This window comes from Flavobacterium frigidum (assembly GCF_048286795.2).
Genome location: NZ_JBLVPT020000004.1, coordinates 103,311 through 120,532 on the forward strand (window position 1 = coordinate 103,311; position 17,222 = coordinate 120,532).

General features: G+C 33.4%; 14 protein-coding genes. 8 read left to right on the forward strand and 6 right to left on the reverse strand.

The window, feature by feature from the left end; all coding sequences use genetic code 11:
* The first annotated feature begins 52 nt into the window (after positions 1 to 52).
* On the forward strand, positions 53 to 3,259 hold the full coding sequence (locus ACNQGB_RS06890) for a cytochrome c biogenesis protein (protein ID WP_417944565.1): 3,207 nt from the start codon (positions 53 to 55) through the stop codon (positions 3,257 to 3,259).
* A 278-nt stretch (positions 3,260 to 3,537) separates the two neighbouring features.
* On the opposite strand, the gene ACNQGB_RS06895 is transcribed toward ACNQGB_RS06890, so the two are convergent.
* Entirely contained in the window at positions 3,538 to 4,323 is a 786-nt protein-coding gene (locus tag ACNQGB_RS06895; RefSeq protein ID WP_309756544.1) for an anti-sigma factor, read from the reverse strand.
* Positions 4,323 to 4,853, reverse strand: a complete 531-nt coding sequence (locus tag ACNQGB_RS06900) for an RNA polymerase sigma factor (RefSeq protein WP_417944564.1) — start codon at positions 4,851 to 4,853, stop codon at positions 4,323 to 4,325. Before ACNQGB_RS06900 ends, ACNQGB_RS06895 begins: the two co-directional genes overlap by 1 nt.
* 413 nt (positions 4,854 to 5,266) lie before the next feature.
* Here ACNQGB_RS06900 and ACNQGB_RS06905 point away from each other — a divergent pair, with 413 nt between their 5' ends.
* The gene (locus ACNQGB_RS06905) at positions 5,267 to 5,854 is read left to right on the forward strand and encodes a glutathione peroxidase (protein ID WP_417944563.1); all 588 of its coding nucleotides are present in this window, start codon (positions 5,267 to 5,269) and stop codon (positions 5,852 to 5,854) included.
* Positions 5,855 to 6,043: 189 nt separating this feature from the next.
* Here ACNQGB_RS06905 and ACNQGB_RS06910 read toward each other — a convergent pair whose 3' ends face one another.
* Positions 6,044 to 6,994, reverse strand: coding sequence for a tRNA dihydrouridine synthase (locus ACNQGB_RS06910; RefSeq protein WP_417944562.1), 951 nt, complete (start codon positions 6,992 to 6,994; stop codon positions 6,044 to 6,046).
* 58 nt (positions 6,995 to 7,052) lie between these two features.
* Positions 7,053 to 7,550 carry a GNAT family N-acetyltransferase gene (locus tag ACNQGB_RS06915; RefSeq protein WP_417944561.1) on the reverse strand — a complete coding sequence of 166 codons (498 nt, stop codon included), beginning with the start codon at positions 7,548 to 7,550 and terminating at the stop codon, positions 7,053 to 7,055.
* 96 nt (positions 7,551 to 7,646) lie between these two features.
* Here ACNQGB_RS06915 and menD point away from each other — a divergent pair, with 96 nt between their 5' ends.
* Together menD and ACNQGB_RS06925 are read left to right on the forward strand one after the other, a co-directional pair.
* Positions 7,647 to 9,308, forward strand: a complete 1,662-nt coding sequence (menD, locus tag ACNQGB_RS06920) for a 2-succinyl-5-enolpyruvyl-6-hydroxy-3-cyclohexene-1-carboxylic-acid synthase (protein WP_417944560.1) — start codon at positions 7,647 to 7,649, stop codon at positions 9,306 to 9,308.
* A gap of 87 nt (positions 9,309 to 9,395) precedes the next feature.
* Positions 9,396 to 9,737, forward strand: coding sequence for a DUF2853 family protein (locus ACNQGB_RS06925; RefSeq protein ID WP_417944559.1), 342 nt, complete (start codon positions 9,396 to 9,398; stop codon positions 9,735 to 9,737).
* Between the two features lie 150 nt (positions 9,738 to 9,887).
* On the opposite strand, the gene ACNQGB_RS06930 is transcribed toward ACNQGB_RS06925, so the two are convergent.
* Complete coding sequence (locus tag ACNQGB_RS06930) at positions 9,888 to 11,240, reverse strand: M28 family metallopeptidase (RefSeq protein WP_417944558.1); 1,353 nt, start codon at positions 11,238 to 11,240, stop codon at positions 9,888 to 9,890.
* A 220-nt stretch (positions 11,241 to 11,460) separates the two neighbouring features.
* Entirely contained in the window at positions 11,461 to 11,901 is a 441-nt protein-coding gene (locus ACNQGB_RS06935; RefSeq protein WP_417944557.1) for a DinB family protein, read from the reverse strand.
* Positions 11,902 to 12,543: 642 nt separating this feature from the next.
* Here ACNQGB_RS06935 and ACNQGB_RS06940 point away from each other — a divergent pair.
* The 4 genes from ACNQGB_RS06940 (at position 12,544) to ACNQGB_RS06955 (ending at position 17,202) form a co-directional block, all read left to right on the forward strand.
* The gene (locus ACNQGB_RS06940; protein WP_417944556.1) at positions 12,544 to 13,398 is read left to right on the forward strand and encodes a CvfB family protein; all 855 of its coding nucleotides are present in this window, start codon (positions 12,544 to 12,546) and stop codon (positions 13,396 to 13,398) included.
* Positions 13,399 to 14,267: 869 nt separating this feature from the next.
* Complete coding sequence (locus ACNQGB_RS06945; protein WP_417944555.1) at positions 14,268 to 15,098, forward strand: 1,4-dihydroxy-2-naphthoyl-CoA synthase; 831 nt, start codon at positions 14,268 to 14,270, stop codon at positions 15,096 to 15,098.
* A 71-nt stretch (positions 15,099 to 15,169) separates the two neighbouring features.
* Positions 15,170 to 15,691, forward strand: coding sequence for a PH domain-containing protein (locus tag ACNQGB_RS06950; protein ID WP_417944554.1), 522 nt, complete (start codon positions 15,170 to 15,172; stop codon positions 15,689 to 15,691).
* The gene (locus ACNQGB_RS06955) at positions 15,691 to 17,202 is read left to right on the forward strand and encodes a PH domain-containing protein (RefSeq protein WP_417944553.1); all 1,512 of its coding nucleotides are present in this window, start codon (positions 15,691 to 15,693) and stop codon (positions 17,200 to 17,202) included. Before ACNQGB_RS06950 ends, ACNQGB_RS06955 begins: the two co-directional genes overlap by 1 nt.
* Positions 17,203 to 17,222 lie beyond the last annotated feature (20 nt).

Sequence of the window (17,222 nt, forward strand, 5' to 3'; positions counted from 1 at the left end):
GAGATTTTTAAGTACTTTTGTGCCACTTTTATTAAAACTTAATCCCTTAAAAATGGATAAAAAAATAGTTTCTTTTTTGTTTTCTACTCGATTAATGGCTTTATTATTTATTGTTTATGCAGTTTCAATGGGTGCAGGAACTTTTATCGAAAGCAAATACAATACCGACACAGCAAAAATTCTAATTTATAATGCTTGGTGGTTTGAAGCCATTCATGTTTTTTTTATGATTAATTTTATTGGAAACATCAAGCGTTACCAATTATTAAAGAAAGAAAAATGGGCTACTTTATTGCTCCACCTCTCTTTTATTTTTATTATTTTAGGTGCTTTCGTAACACGTTACATTAGCTATGAAGGGATGATGCCCATAAGAGAAGGTGCCGCTGAGAATCAAATTTTTTCAGATAAAACCTTTCTGACTGTCTTTGTAGACGGTGAATTCAAAGGAGAAATGAAACGTCGTACGTATGAGAAACAAGTTCTTTTCTCTCCTGCAACGGACAACGATTTTAATATTTCTGGGAAATTTGCTGATACACCTTTTAAAATAGAATACGAAAATTTTATAATGGGTGCCAAAGAATACATCAAACAGGACCCTAACGGAGTGACTTATTTGAAAATTGTAGAAGCAGGTGATGGCGGACGTCATGAGCATTTCTTGAAAGAAGGTGAAGTTCAAAACATTCATAACGTACTTTTTTCGGTGAATAAATTTACAGATGGTGCTATAAACATAAACACGACGGGTACGGCTTATACCATTCAAACGCCATTTGAAGGAAACTTTATGCGAATGGCTGATAAATTACAAGGAAATGTAACAAAGGATGCGGTACAACCCTTAATGATGCGCTCTTTATATAGTATTGGCGAAATGCGTTTTGTATTCCCAGATTCTGCGGTGAAAGGAATAGTAGATTATAAATCAGATAATGATTTTAAAGCGAAAAATCATGAGGATGCAATTGCGGTGAAACTTACTGCTGAAGGTCAAGAAAAAACAGTTACGTTATTAGGTTCCAAAGGTAAAATAGGAGAATCTAAAACAGTTAAGATTGGGAAAATTGATTATACTTTTTTCTACGGAAGTAAAGCCTATGTTTTGCCTTTCAAGATTAAATTAAACGATTTCATTGCAGAAAAATACCCAGGAACAGAGAAAAGTTATTCCGCGTTTGAGAGTAAAGTAACGGTTCAAGATAAAGAACCATTTGAAGCCCGAATTTATATGAATAATGTACTGGATCATGATGGATATCGCTTCTTTCAATCGGGTTTCGATCCTGATGAAAAGGGAACTATATTATCTGTTAACCATGATTTTTGGGGAACAGCGCTGACCTATGCGGGTTATTTTATGTTGTATTTTGCAATGATGGCTATTCTATTTACTAAATATTCGCGTTTTGCAGATATCAAACGTAAACTGGAAGTAGTTAAAACAAAAAAGGCTAAATTATTGACCATTCTAGTGTTGTTATTCAGTTTGAGTGGTTTTGCGCAAGAGCAAGAACACAATCATGATGAACATGATGGTCATGCCCATGTCGAAGCTGCTAAGCCGCCAGTAAAACATGAGAACCATACCAAAAAAGTATTGAGTGAAGAAGAACTAAATACTTTGATCACTAAATACAAAGTACCTGAAGAACATGCAGCAAAATTCGGTCGACTAGTGATTCAAGATGGTGGGGGAAGAATGAAACCCATCAATACCTTTTCATCTGAATTGTTGCGTAAAGTAAGTCAGAGTGATTCCTACAATAATATGAATTCCGATCAAGTTCTCTTGTCTATCACTCAGTATGCCAGTTATTGGATTGAAATTCCAATTATTTATATCAAAAGCGGGAATGACAGTATTCGTAAAATTATAGGAATTGACAAGGAAGCTAAATTTGCTCCTTTCGTATCGTTTTTTGATGCAAAAGGAAATTACAAGCTTTCTAAATATTTAGAAGAAGCCTTCAAAGCGGCAAATCCTAATCAATTCGAAAAAGATTTTATTGAAACCGATAAGAAAGTAAACTTAATGGAATCAGCTTTGAGTGGTAGGATATTAAAAATTTTCCCAATACCAGAGGATAAAAACAGTAAATGGGTCTCCTACTTAGAATTGAATGAGTCGGGATTTAAAGGGATGGAAGCAACGTATACCAAGAATGTATTGCCGTTGTATTTTGGATCTTTGGCGAATGCCTCCAGTTCAAATGACTTTAAAACTGCTGATGAATTACTAGAAAGTATTACTGGTTTTCAAAAACGTTTTGGTAGTAAAGTAAGACCAAGCGAGGAACGAATTACATCTGAAGTATTGTATAATAAATATGATGTGTTTAATAAATTAACAACTTGGTATATTTTAGCAGCCATTGCAATGTTGATTTTTACCATTTTACAAATTTTCAAAGAACGTAAGTGGTTGCATTTCTCTGTTAATGTTATGCATATTATAGTAGGTTTACTATTCGTTTTACATACAGCAGGATTGATTGCACGCTGGTATATTTCTGGACATGCGCCTTGGAGTAATGCTTACGAATCGATTATATATATTGCATGGGCAACGATGTTTTTTGGATTGGCCTTTGACCGAAAATCGAAATTGACCGTAGCATCCTCTGCATTTGTGACGGGTATGATTTTATTCGCAGCCAACTTAAATTGGATTGATCCAGAAATTGCTAATTTACAACCTGTTCTAAATTCGTATTGGTTAATGATTCACGTAGCAGTGATTGTTGGAAGTTATGGGCCATTAGCTTTAGGAATGATTTTAGGAGCAGTTGCTTTGTTGTTAATTTTGTTTACCAATGAAAAAAACAAAGCCAAAATGGATTTGAATATTCAAGAAATAACTTATATCAACGAATTAGCATTAACGATCGGTTTGATCATGCTGACTATTGGTAACTTCCTTGGAGGACAATGGGCCAATGAAAGCTGGGGCCGTTACTGGGGATGGGATCCAAAAGAGACTTGGGCTTTAATCACAATTATGGTATATGCATTTGTCATTCACTCTCGTTTTGTTCCTTCTTTACGTGGAAAATGGATTTTTAATTTGATGAGCATGTTTGCTTTCATTTCTACATTGTTTACTTATTACGGTGTAAATTTTCACTTGGTAGGATTGCATTCGTACGCTAGTGGAGAAGCTCATTCATTGAATTGGATCTGGTACTCATTAGGTGCAATCACATTTTTCGGAGTGATATCTTATCCAAAATATAAAAAATATTATAAGAAATAAGTAGCAATAAGTATTTACTGAAGTATTTAGATTTATCCGAGCGCAATCGAGAACTTTTATCAAGACTCGACTGCTCCAGTCATAACAAGGTATATGTGATTAATTTTTTATTGCTTGTTCGAATTTAATGCAGAATTTTATAGGGTAACGACTGCGCTCGAATTGATAAAAAGAGTTTCAAATCGTAAAAGATTTTGTTATTATTTGCAATTTATGTACACAAAAAAGGTTCAACTTTACAGTTGAACCTTTTTTAATAATACAGAAAAAGATATAGTTTATACTTTTCCTAATGTATATAATTGTTCCATTGTAGGAGTCAGGCTTCCGCCTTTAGGCTCTAGCGTTATCCCAAATGCTTGCGCTTCATTAGCATTATTTACAGCAAATAATTTTTGATCATTTTTATCAAAATTTTCTAATAAACCGATGCTTGTAGGTGTTAAAGGATCTAGTTTTAATGCCCATACTTGATATACCATTCCTTCTGGTGGTTCTGGCAATCCAGAAGCATCAACATATACCACTTTTGTGTCTTGGTTCCAATATACTTTTGCAAAAGACTCTGGAGCGACTGCTTGACCACCTAAGCCAACAACGGTATTTTTGGTATCGCGTACTACTGCTAAACTTGTTTCAACAGCTGTATTTTTGATTTTTAAACTTTTAAATTCTTTCTCTAAAGTTGCTTTTTCGATTTGAGTATTTACAATTTGAGTACTAGATTGATTCAGCTGATTGTATTGGTAACCAACTCCAATTAACAATAGAATTGCCGCTGCCCAACCCATGTATTGAGATCTATTGCTAGATGGCTCCATTTGTATCACATTGGCATGTTTTAATTCTAGTTTTTCTTTAATTTTCTCAAAGTTGACCACTGAGTGAAAAGGAGAAAAACTGGATGATAACGCCACAATAGCTTTTTCAATAGAAATGATCTCTGAGTTTATCTCAGCAGAATTTCTTGCTTTGCTGGCAACTTCTTCATTTTCAGACTCGTTTAATAAGCCGTAAACATAAAGTTCCAAAATTCCTGATTCTATATATTCTTTTGTTTCCATTATACTTTCAAATAATTACGTAGATCGTTAATACAATTTCTATTTTGTGTTTTTACTGTTCCAAGGGGTATCGCTAATTCATCTGAAGCTTCTTGTTGTGTGTACCCTTTAAAAAATAGTAAGTCGATAATCTGAATGCATTTTGGTTTTAATTTTTTTACAAAATCTTGCAATCCAATGGTGTCCATCTTATCTGCCAGTTTCGAACTGTCTTCAAAGTGATTTACGAAATTATCTGTAGATAGGTTTTTTTGACTATTATTAAAATTCTTGGAACGCAATTTATCTATAGAAGTATTTCTAGCTATATTTAGTATCCAAGTGTAAAAACGTCCTTTGCTTTCATTGTATGAATCAATGTTTTTCCAAATTTTAACGAATACTTCTTGTAGAACGTCTTCTGCTTCCTCTCTATTTTTTACTAAAACACTAATTACAGAGAACAAGCTCTTAGAATACATATCGTATAGATGTGTAAATGCTCTCTCATCTTTTTTATAAATTAAAACCAATAATTCTTCTTGACTCATATCATTGTTTATTTTTAGTACTACAAATTTAAACTTTACTATCCATAAAAATAGTAAAATTATTCCAATGAACTTATTTCGGAAGTGCATTAATACGGCACATTTAATTTTTTTGATTAAAAACAGCTTTTTTGTAAAACTATTTTTGAATTGTTTACGTAAATATTCAAGTAAAGTATTTAAGGTACTCCTATAAAATATAACGAAATGCAGCTTATAAATTAATGTCCATGAACAAGTTAAACCGAAGGTTTAGCAATAGAAATTTAAATATCACAATAAGTTTTGTTGTTTGTTTGTTTGGAAGCCTGGCAGTTCATAGAGTCAGGCTTCTTTTTTATTTAACGACTGTTTAACAAAAAAATAGTTTGTTGCGACAAAAAATTATTTAATTTTATAAAAAAATTAATATTATGAAAAAGTTAGTATGCATTGCCACTTTTACAATGATTTTGTTCAGCTGTCAAAATCAGGCACAACCTAAAAAATCTGAAACTAATATGACAACACCAGAGGTTACTAAAGAAAATATTTATCAGTTCAAAGTGGAAGATCTATCTGGCAAAGTATTTGACTTTGCTACTTTAAAAGGAAAAAAAATCATGATTGTAAATACCGCTTCAAAATGCGGAAACACGCCTCAGTACAAAGGTCTTGAAGCAACGTACAAGGAATATAAAGATAAAGGTTTTGTGATTGTTGGTTTTCCAGCGAATAACTTTGCTTCACAAGAACCAGGTACCAATGAAGAAATAGCTACTTTTTGCCAGATGAATTACGGTGTTACTTTCCCAATGATGGACAAAGTATCTGTAAAAGGGGATGACATGGCAGCTATTTATCAATTTTTGACTCAGAAATCAAAGAATGGATTACAAGACTCTAAAGTAGAATGGAATTTTCAAAAGTACTTAATCAATGAGAAAGGGGAGTTGGATAAAGTAATTTCTCCGCGTACATTAATTACCGATCCTGAAGTACTAGATTGGATAAAAGCTTAATTTTCTACCGCTAATTTGCTAATTTTATTTTGTAAACAAAAAAAAGAGATTTTCATTTAACTGAAAATCTCTTTTTTTTTGTGGTTTAAGTACGTGTCGAATATTTTCTAAATTTGAAATCATTAAAAACTCAAGTTAGATAAAGAATCAGACCTTAATTTTTCTTAATTTCTTAAAGTTTATTTCTAATTAAATTTTTTCATTTTTGAAAATCTCAGCAACAGCAGCTTCATAATTCCGAATACTTTGTGCTTTTTTAATTTTTTTCAAAACCTTATGCGGATTGGCAAACGTAAGCGAAAAATATTCCCATAAGTGATACATTTTCAATAAAATATGTGTAGAACCTGAGAGTGATTCGCTGTAAATAGCATACAATGTATCATGAAACGCACTAAATAATTCCATTTTGTTGGTGGGATATTCCTGCGTATTCTGTTTTATCATACTTGGTAAGAATGGATCTGAGATTAATCCTCTCCCAATCATCCAGTGATCAATACTCGGATAGCGTTCTTGCATTTCATGAAATTTTGCAACAGATGTGATATCTCCGTTGTAATACAATTTGTGCTTGGTCGTATCAATACATTTTTGAAAGCCATCTAAATCTACACCGCCTTTGTATAATTGTTTTCCTAAACGAGCGTGAATAGCTATATTTTTCAGAGGATATTTGTCAAGAATAGGGAGTACATCAATAATTTCTTGAGGCGATTCATAACCCAATCGCATTTTCATTGATACTAAAACATCTGATTCCGTGTGTGCTCTTTCTAGAATATGATTGATTTTTTCGGTATTACTAATCAAACCAGATCCCATCCCAGACTTAGTCACCATCGGGTAAGGACAACCCAAGTTCCAGTTTAGTTCTTTGTAACCTAATTCTCGAACGTACTTTGCTACAAACAAAAACTCATCAGCATCATTTGTGATTACTTGTGGAATCACTTCTAAATCGAGATTGTTTTCAGGTAATAAGTCGCGTTCGTAAGAGGCTTTAATCACCATTTTTCCGTTCAAGCGAATATATGGTGAATAAAAAGTATCGATACCTCCAAAAAGTTTGTTTTGGGAATTTCTAAATCTAAAATCTGTAAAACCCTGCAAAGGGGACGAAAGCAATGTAAAACTCATAATTACTATAAAAACACAAAAGTACCTTTTTCAAGTTAGTAACACTAATTAAGGGGTCTTATTCTATAATCAATTGCATAAAAACCGAGTGCAACCAGCGATCAAATTTATATCCAGATTCCTTAATAATCCCTACAGTTTTGAAACCAAATTTTTCATGAAACTCCACACTGCTTTGATTTTCAGCATCTATTACGGCAATCATAGTGTGTAGCTTTTGATTCTTAGCAAGCTGAATGAGTTCTTGTAAAAGCAGTTTTCCAATCCCTTTTCCATGATGATTTTCGTTGACATAAACAGAATGTTCAACTGTAAATTTGTATGCCTCACGAAAACGAAACTCGCTATACATACCAAAACCAACCGCAATTCCGTCTAGTTCAGCAACTAAAACTGGAAAGCCTTTTCTGATTTTTTCTTCTAAAATATTTTTTTGTTGCTCAAATGACCTGATAGTATAATCATACAAGGCAGTCGAGTGTAAAATATTGAAATTAATGATGTCCAATATCGCTTGGATATCTTCAATTTTATAAGGTCGTAACGTGATTTTCATGAGTTGTTTATTTGCTTCAAAATTAAGAAAAAACAGCTAAAAATTAAGGAAAAAGGATTGCAAGTTTGTAACTTTGTATTTCAGAAAATTGATACAATGATATACCCCAAAATACCTTTAGCTCAAAGCATTATTGAGATTTGTTTGGCCAAAGGAATTACCAACATTATTATTTCTCCAGGTTCCAGAAATGCACCCTTAACGATAGGTTTTGTGAGTAATCCAGCCTTTCAATGTTACAGTATTGCTGATGAACGAACGGCAGCTTTTTTTGGATTAGGAATGGCGCAACAAACTGGAAAACCAGTTGTATTAGTTTGTACATCGGGTTCTGCTTTACTAAATTATTACCCTGCTTTTGCAGAAGCATTTTACAGTCAGATTCCTATGATTGTGATTTCGGCAGATCGCCCACAAAGTAAAATTGATATTGGCGACGGACAAACCATCCGTCAGGAAAATGTATTTGAAAATCATAGTTTGTACAATGCGAATTTGCATGAGGATGTTTCGGCTGAAAATGATTTAAAAATCAACGAGGCGATCAATATTGCTATTTCTCAAAAAGGTCCTGTTCACATTAATGCTCCTTTTGAAGAACCTTTGTACGAGACCGTGTCGGAACTTTCAGTCGAAGTAAAAACTACTGCTTCCGCAAATGTGACTCAGACGCTTTCCATTGAAGACATTTTGGAATTTGCAACTATTTGGAACAATTCAACCAAAAAAATGATTTTGGTTGGAGTGAATGAACCGAATGTCATCAATGAAAAAATAATTGAGGCTTTCGCCAAAGACGAATCGGTTGTGGTGTTAACCGAAACGACTTCTAACTTGCATCACGATACTTTTATCAACAATATAGATACGATAATTACACCTTTTACGAATGAAGATTTTGAAAATTTTTGTCCAGAAATTTTAGTCACTTTTGGCGGAATGGTCGTTTCGAAACGAATCAAAGCTTTTTTAAGAAAATACAAACCCAAACACCATTGGCATATTGATTCTTGGCGAGCGTATGATACGTTTGGCGCTTTGACTAAACATTTTGAAGTAGACCCAAATATGTTTTTTGACACTTTCTTACCGCTTACAAATGCAATAGAAAGTGATTATTTTCAGCAAGTAGACGCTGTAAAAGCATTGCGAAAGCTAAAAAGTGATATTTATTTAGATAAAATTCCTTTTTCGGATTTTAAAGTTTTTGAAAAAGTGATGCAGGGTTTACCAATCAATAGTCAGTTGCAAATCAGCAATAGCTCGGCTATTCGCTATGCGCAACTTATAGACATTCACCCTACAATTGAGGTATATTGTAATCGTGGAACTAGCGGTATTGACGGAAGCACCTCGACGGCTATTGGTGCGGCTGTAGCCAATGCAAAACCGACTGTTTTTATTACAGGTGACATCGGTTTTTTGTATGATAGTAATGCATTATGGAACAATTACATTCCTAAAAATTTCAAGATCATAGTGATTAATAACGGTGGAGGAGGAATTTTTAGAATTTTACCCGGACATGAGGAAAGCCCTGTTTTTAACACTTTTTTTGAAACTTCACATTGTTTAACGGCAGAACATTTGACTAAAATGTTTGGTTTTGAATATACAATCGCTAGTGATGAGGCAAGTCTTGAAAGTGGTTTGTCTACGTTGTATGGACAAAATGACAAACCTAGTCTTTTAGAAGTTTTTACACCTACATTACTAAATGACCGTATTTTACTCCAATATTTTAAAGAATTAGTGTAATTTTTTTTTGAAATTTGTAAAATTAAATGAATTATTGTTTAAATTTGAGAATACAAAAACCAAATAATCAAAACAAAACTTTAATTTATGAGTGCAAGAGAAGAATTAATTGTGAAGTATGCTGCTGATTTGAAAGAAAAATGTGGTGTAAATCCAGATATGGATTTGTTGACAAAAGTAACTATTGGTTGTGGACCGTCAATTTATAATGCTGATGCAGCAACGATAGCCGGAAGTCAGCAATCAGAATTAGATACGGTGAAAAACAATTTCTTAATTAAGAAATTAGGTCTTGCTGAAGGTCCAGAACTAGATGTCGCAATTGATGCTGTAATGGAAAAATACGGTCGTTCTAACAGGAATAAATACAGAGTGGTAATTTATTATTTACTGGCTGTTCACTTCAAAAAAGAAAGTGTTTACAATTAATACTTAATTGGTAAATGGTAGCCATAAAAAAAGCGTTTGCCTCAGGCAAACGCTTTTTTGTTTGATGTTTTATTGAACCTCTAAAAAATACGATTTAGTACTTAAAACTTAATTCTCTAAATGGCTGAGTGATTAAAAATCTTCTAAAATTTAACGAATTGGTATTGGAAAAACTGGTAAACTGGAATGTCCTAATGCATCTACAGCTTGAACAGCAAACAAAAAGTTATCTTTTGAATACGGGATTACAGCTTTTGTATCTTTCACAAAAATTGTTTTTTCCCAATGTTGAGAGGATGTTTCTCGTACTAGAATATGATATCCGTAAACTGACTTTCCTTCAGGTGCAGCCCAAACTAATGTGGAGAAATTTGTTAAATCCTTCACTTCAATTCCAACGTTTGTTGGTGCTTTTGGAGACCACGCTAAATTACTGAATGTAGCCAAGTTAGAACAGGCTACTTTCTTTAAATATTCAAAGTCCATAAACTCAGCAAGATCGCCATATTGAATGTCATTTTCTTTACGTACGTTTTGGTGTTGATGGTCATAGTTTTCATTCATTTCACAAAAACGAATGGCTGTGAATCCATTTTGACTAAAAGGAGTGTGATCACCTCCGCGCAAGAAACGGTCGTTGCGATACACTAAATTAATATCCAGTTGCTCTACATATTGATTGGTAACCGTCTTGATGTATCGGGCTAATTGTCTGGATGGACTGTCATTATCACGATTAGTTGATTTACGCATTTTAGACTCCGCTTCTGTTTCTAAATAAGGGATGGTTTCACTAAAAACGCGTACTTTAGTATTGTCACGTAGCATTGTCCCGCTAGACAAGCTGTTGCCAATCATGTCGTTATTCAGCATCACAATTACATTCCATTTGCCATCTTTGGCAACATCTGCTAAATGTTTGGCTCCATACAATCCTTGCTCTTCACCAACAACAGCTACAAAAATTAAGGTAAAAGGAAATTCTCTCTTACTCATGATTCGGGCCAGTTCCATCATAGCTGCTACTCCAGAAGCATCATCATTTGCACCTGGTGCGTCAGATTTTGCATCCATTACATCTGAGGCACGTGAATCTAAATGGCCGCTTATAATCATTACACGATCATCAGTAGGATCAGTTCCTTTTAAAGTTGCCATTACGTTTCCTAATTGGCTGTCGGTGGCAATTCGTTTTCCATCGGCTTTGATAGTAAAAAAATCAATAACAGAAGTTAGTCTTCCGCCTGATGCCATTGCATAGTTGTCAAATTCTGATTTTACCCAGCGCTGTGCTGCACCTATACCGCGAGTATTGCTTTTAGTATCGCTCAAAGTGTGACGGGTTCCAAAAGAAACGAGTTTCCGAACGGTAGCTTCCATGTTTTCCGATTTTACTTCGGCTACCATTTTCTTTATTTCGGGATCATCGATTGTAGTTTGTGCGTAATTGGTATGAGAAATGAATAGTAGTAGGAACAAACAGAGAATTGAAGTTGGTTTCATTAATTGTTTTTTTAGTTTTACCAAAGTTAGTAAAAAAGAAAAAGAGTTTTTCATGTCTTAGTAATTTTAGGATTTTTTTGAGGTTAAAATCAAAAGCTAAGACTTGTTTTGCAATTCAGGATTCTACCTTTTAAGTTTTTTTTATTTGTATGCAGGGATTGTGATGTATTGTTTGTGTTGAACAAGCTGTGAAATTCTTGCTGTTAGGGGTGCGTTTATCTTAGTATTTAATTATTTGTTTTAAATGATGCTCCAAATGTTCAACATAGTCAGTTATCAAAAATTTTAAAGTCAGAATATTTTCTTTGATTTTCACTTCTTTTGTTAGGCTATCGTTAGGTATTTTTTTGATGATTTCAAGAAGTTGTTTGTTGTAGCTTGTCCAAAATGAAATAATTTGTTGAGCATTTATTGCTTGATAAAAACTAAATTCATTCCATTTGTTTTGGTCGTAACTAATTTCGGGTATATTTTCAAATTGTCCACGAATAAATCTTTGGTGATTATTAGTTGCGCTGTCTATCAAATGTCCAATAATCTCTTTTTTACTCCATTTTTCTACGGATGTTTTATATGAGAGATTTTCTTCACCAATTTCATAGAGAAGATTTGGAATTATTTCTATTAAATATTCTAATCTTTTTATTGTTATTTCAATCATTTATGTTTTTTTACTAATTATCGGCTTACTTCAGTTTGTATATAATTTAAATTTTTTTATTCCCATCGTAAATATAGTCGATTTAAACTACAAAAAATTAATTTTTTGCAAGAAGTAGATTGCTGATTACCTCTTGAAAAAGAGGTTAGAACTCCAAAAATAGTGTAGCATTAAATCCTTTTTCTAAACTTTACAATAATCTCATTGCAATATTAGTCACGGGTTCTTTCTTTGTTTCGTTTTCGGAACGCGTATCTTGTAAATTAGAAAAAGACCTAACAGGTTTTTAAAACCTGTTAGGTCTAAGAGCTTGAAACATTAAAGTTTGAAAAACGTATTTGGTTTTTTAATTGTCATAGTGTTTGTAGAGCAGCTAACCAGACCATAAACCTCATAAAAAGTTGCTTCTGTTGTTTATGTTATGAAAACAATATCACCTAATCTAGCCCTGATAGAGGCGGTATCCTCGTAGCGTAGCGGAGAGATAAAGCCGAAAGCGGGACAACCCGTGATGAAACAACGTAAATTTATGCTCCTAAAAAAGAAAATAATCGTGGGATTCTGGCTTTGTTTTTTTGTGGACAGTTTCTTAATATCCTATTTTCAAACTTCGTACCTTTGTGCTTTAGAAATTGAAAGAAAATGATTGAAATAGGAAAATACAATACGCTTACCATATTACGCGATACCAAAGTAGGATTGTTTCTGGGTAATCCTGAGCAAGATCCTGAAGGAATTCATGACATTCTGTTGCCTAACAAATACGTACCGAACGAATTTGAAATAGGTGAGGAGTTGATTGTTTTTGTGTATTTAGACCACGAAGAAAGACCCGTTGCCACGACATTAGAGCCGTATATATTATTGAATGAATTTTCACTTTTGCGTGTGAATTATACCAATCAGATTGGTGCTTTTATGGATTGGGGAATGGAAAAAGATATTTTAGTTCCGTTTAAAGAGCAGGCACGTCCTATGGAAAAAGGAAAACGCTACTTGGTGTACCTTTATATGGACGAGAAAACCAATCGCTTGGTGGCTTCCAGTAAATTGAATCAGTTTTTAAAAAATGAAAACCTAACCGTTGAAAAAGGGGAGGAAGTCGATTTAATTGTATCGCATATTACTGAATTAGGAATTAATGTAATCATCAACGAAATGTACAAAGGATTAATGTACAAAGATGAAGTGTATGATGATGCAATTCGCACGGGAGACCGCATGCGTGGCTATATTAAAATGATTCGTCCTGATAATAAAATTGATGTGGCATTGCAAGTTCAAGGCTATCAAAGTATCGAACCGAATGCTGAGAAGGTTCTGGATGAACTAAGAGCCAGCAGAGGTTTTTTGCGTTTGACTGATAATTCACACCCTGAAGACATTAAAACGGTTTTGAAAATGAGTAAAAAAACCTTTAAAAAAGCTATTGGTGCTTTGTACCGAGAGAAATTAATCGAGATCAAGGAAGACGGAATTTACTTGGTTAAGGAATAAAAAATACTAACACTAATGCTATTTAATCTTTTGTAACCATTAAGAGATTAAGGTAATTTAGTTAAGGGGAGATCTCTAATGTAGCTTAATTACAGATGGTTTAGAAAAAAATATATTGTTGTAAAATCTTTATTTATTTAAAAAAAAGAAAGACTAATCGTAACGGTTAGTCTTTCTCTTTTTAATGCTGTTTTAGAATATTAAATTCTGGCAACATTAAAATAAATTTGAAGTTCAAAAGTAGCTTTTTTCCGCTTCTAAGCACAATAGTATGCTCTATATTATTTTAAATATAGTAACTTAAGCGTAAGTACTTTATAATACTATTTTGTCTTTAAATGTAAAGTTACTTGCTTACGAGTTAAGAAATAATTTCACAATAAGACCTTTGGTTTTTATATATATTTTAAGATCATTTTCTTATTTTTTTTTGTACTGTATCGCGTTTGCAGATACATGAAAAATAAATCTTTGTTTAACCATAGGTGTTACTTTATATTTTAACTGCTGGGGCAAGTGCCAGTATCATTAGTTCTTTTATCGGGGCTTTTAAATTGTTTTTATAAGTTATTACCGTAGAAAAAAGAGCGACAAGATTTTTAATTGCATTCAATACATTCTTTTTTTAGGTTAATTAATCAGTGAAGAATCAATAATTAATGCAGATGAATCATGTGTATTCGTCTGGTTAGCTACACTTAAAAGTAAAAATAATTTGAATTGAAGTCGCGAAAAAAAAAATTAAAGTATCATTTTTTAACATTACTAAGCCTTTAATCAGAGAAGGATTACCACAAGCTTGTTGAAATAGAATAGATAAAATCTAAAAAAAGATTTATTTTTACATTAAATAATTTAAAACACAAACAATGGATTGGATTACTGCTAAAGATTACGAAGATATCACTTATAAAAAATGCAATGGTGTTGCCAGAATTGCTTTTAACAGGCCCGATGTACGCAATGCATTTCGTCCAAAAACAACTGCTGAATTGTATAATGCCTTTTACGATGCGCAGGAAGATACGTCAATAGGTGTCGTTTTACTTTCTGCCGAAGGACCTTCTACTAAAGATGGCGTATATTCTTTTTGCAGCGGTGGCGATCAAAACGCACGCGGACATCAAGGATATGTAGGCGATGACGGACAGCACCGTTTAAACATCTTAGAAGTGCAACGTTTAATCCGATTCATGCCAAAAGTAGTTATCGCAGTAGTTCCAGGTTGGGCTGTAGGTGGCGGGCACAGTTTGCATGTGGTATGCGATTTGACTTTGGCGAGTAAAGAACACGCAATTTTTAAGCAAACGGATGCTGATGTAACCAGTTTTGATGGAGGCTACGGTTCAGCTTATTTGGCTAAAATGGTGGGACAGAAAAAAGCACGTGAGATTTTCTTCTTGGGACGCAATTATTCGGCTCAGGATGCTATGGATATGGGAATGGTAAATGCAGTGATTCCGCATGCTGAATTAGAAGATACGGCCTATGAATGGGCACAGGAAATTTTGCAAAAATCACCGATGGCTATCAAAATGTTGAAATTTGCTATGAATTTGACAGATGACGGAATGGTGGGACAACAGGTTTTTGCTGGCGAAGCTACTCGATTAGCGTACATGACCGAAGAGGCAAAAGAAGGTAGAAATGCTTTCTTGGAGAAAAGAAAACCAAATTTTGAGAAAAAATGGTTGCCATAAAAAGTTTCAAGTTTTCGGTTTCAAGTTTAGAACCTGAAACGTTAAACTTTAAACCTGAAACAAAATAAAAAATGGAGAATTTTACAAACGAAACGATTGATACGCGCCAACTTCCAAAATTTGAAGAAGTTACTTTTACAAAATTAGATCCCAAATATTTATGGGTGATATTGATTAATCTGGCGTTTTTTATCAGCCTGCTTATTCTTGTTCCAATATTGTTTTCCATGTTTAAATCCGAAATTTTTTCAGAAAGAGTCTGGCTGATTATAGGTGCTGTTATTCCTGTATTTTCGATTTTGTTGGTAGTATTTTCTTTTATTGGATTCCAAAGAAAAGGATTTGCATTTAGGGAACATGATGTGTTGTATAAATATGGAATTTTAGCTACTAAAACGATCATAATTCCTTATAACAGAGTACAACATGTTGCGTTACATGAAGGATTTGTTTCCCGTTATTTGGGCTTAGCCAAGATTGAAATTTTCACTGCTGGAGGAAGTTCTAGTGATATTGAAATTCCGGGAATCGAAAAAGAACAAGCCGAAAACATCAAACAATTGTTGATGGGTAAAATACAAAAGCAATTGTAATGGAGGCCGATTTTAGTACTCCACAACGGCAATCTTCAATAGGGATTTTAGTGCTATTTTTTTACACGCTTCAGCAGTACGCTAGAGCGTTGTGGCCCATTATTGTGATTTGGATTTTCAAGTTTGACGAGGTTAATAAATTGTATTTTTTCCTCGGAATAAGTATCATTTTTGCATGTATTGGAGTTGTTTCCTATTTGAAATATCTGAATTTTACTTTCTTTTTGGATGCTGAAAATCAAGAATTTATTATTACCGAAGGCGTTTTTAATAAAACCAAAACTGCGATCCAACTACGTAAAATTCAGCAGGTCAATATCAATCAATCATTTATTCAAAAGCTAATTGGGGTGTATGAATTGGAAGTTGATACAGCAGGAAGTGCTACAAATGAGGTTGGTATAAAAGCAATTTCACAGCAATTGGCTTTGCAGTTGAAATCTCGTTTATTAGAAAATGAATCGCTGCAACAAGAGGCAGAGGAAGAAGTTGTATCATCGAAAGAAACAGAATTAAAGGGAATAGATTCTAAACCATTTATAAAAATAAGTTTTTTGAGTCTGTTGAAAGTTGGAATCACGTCTAATTACGTTAAAAGTATCGCTTTACTGCTCCTTTTTATGAGCACTATTTATGAGAATTTTCAAAAATTTGCGGAGCGGAATTCAGCTTACGAACACAAAGTTGATTCCTATATTGACGAAAATTTGATGTCAAAAGGAATTCTGGTTGGTATAGCTGTTTTGTTTGCAATAGTTTTAATTATCAATGTCATTCGGACTTTATTCATCTATTTTGATTATAGTATCACGAGACAAAAAGGTTCTTTGTTGCTTACTTTTGGCTTGCTTAATACAAAAAGCACTATAATTAAACCAGAAACAGTACAAATTACGACCGTTACCCGGAATTATTTTCAAAAGAAAATGGGAATACTCGAGCTTAAAATTAGGCAATCTACTGGTGGAGAAAAAGAGGAACAAAAATCAGCAATAGAAATTCCGGGATGTAGTGAGACGGAACGAGATGCAATTTTGAAATTATTATTTCATAAAATTCCAGAAAGAGGATTGCTGCTAGAGCCTAATTTTCGTACACTTGTTTTTTCTATTTTTCTTTCTATTGGAGTACCTTTGTTGGGATTTATGGCGGTTGCCTATTGGTTTGCACCTATGATTTTTGAATATAATTATGTGGTGCCCATTTATGTTATTTTTATTGGATTAATCCAGTATTTTAAATACAGAAATAACAAATTGTTTATCCATAAGAATTTTATAATTAAACAAAGTGGTGCTTGGGATGTGAGTAATGCGATTATTGTACCTAGTAAAATTCAAGCGATTACAACGTCGCAGCTATTTTGGCATAAAAAACTAGATTTTGGTTCCATAACATTGCACACTGCAGGTAGAAATATTGTATTTCAGTTAGGGAATTATTCAATACTCAAACAAAAAGTCAACCTTTGGTTGTACGAAATAGAAACTTCCAATAGCAATTGGATGTAACAAAATGGTTTAAAGTGTAA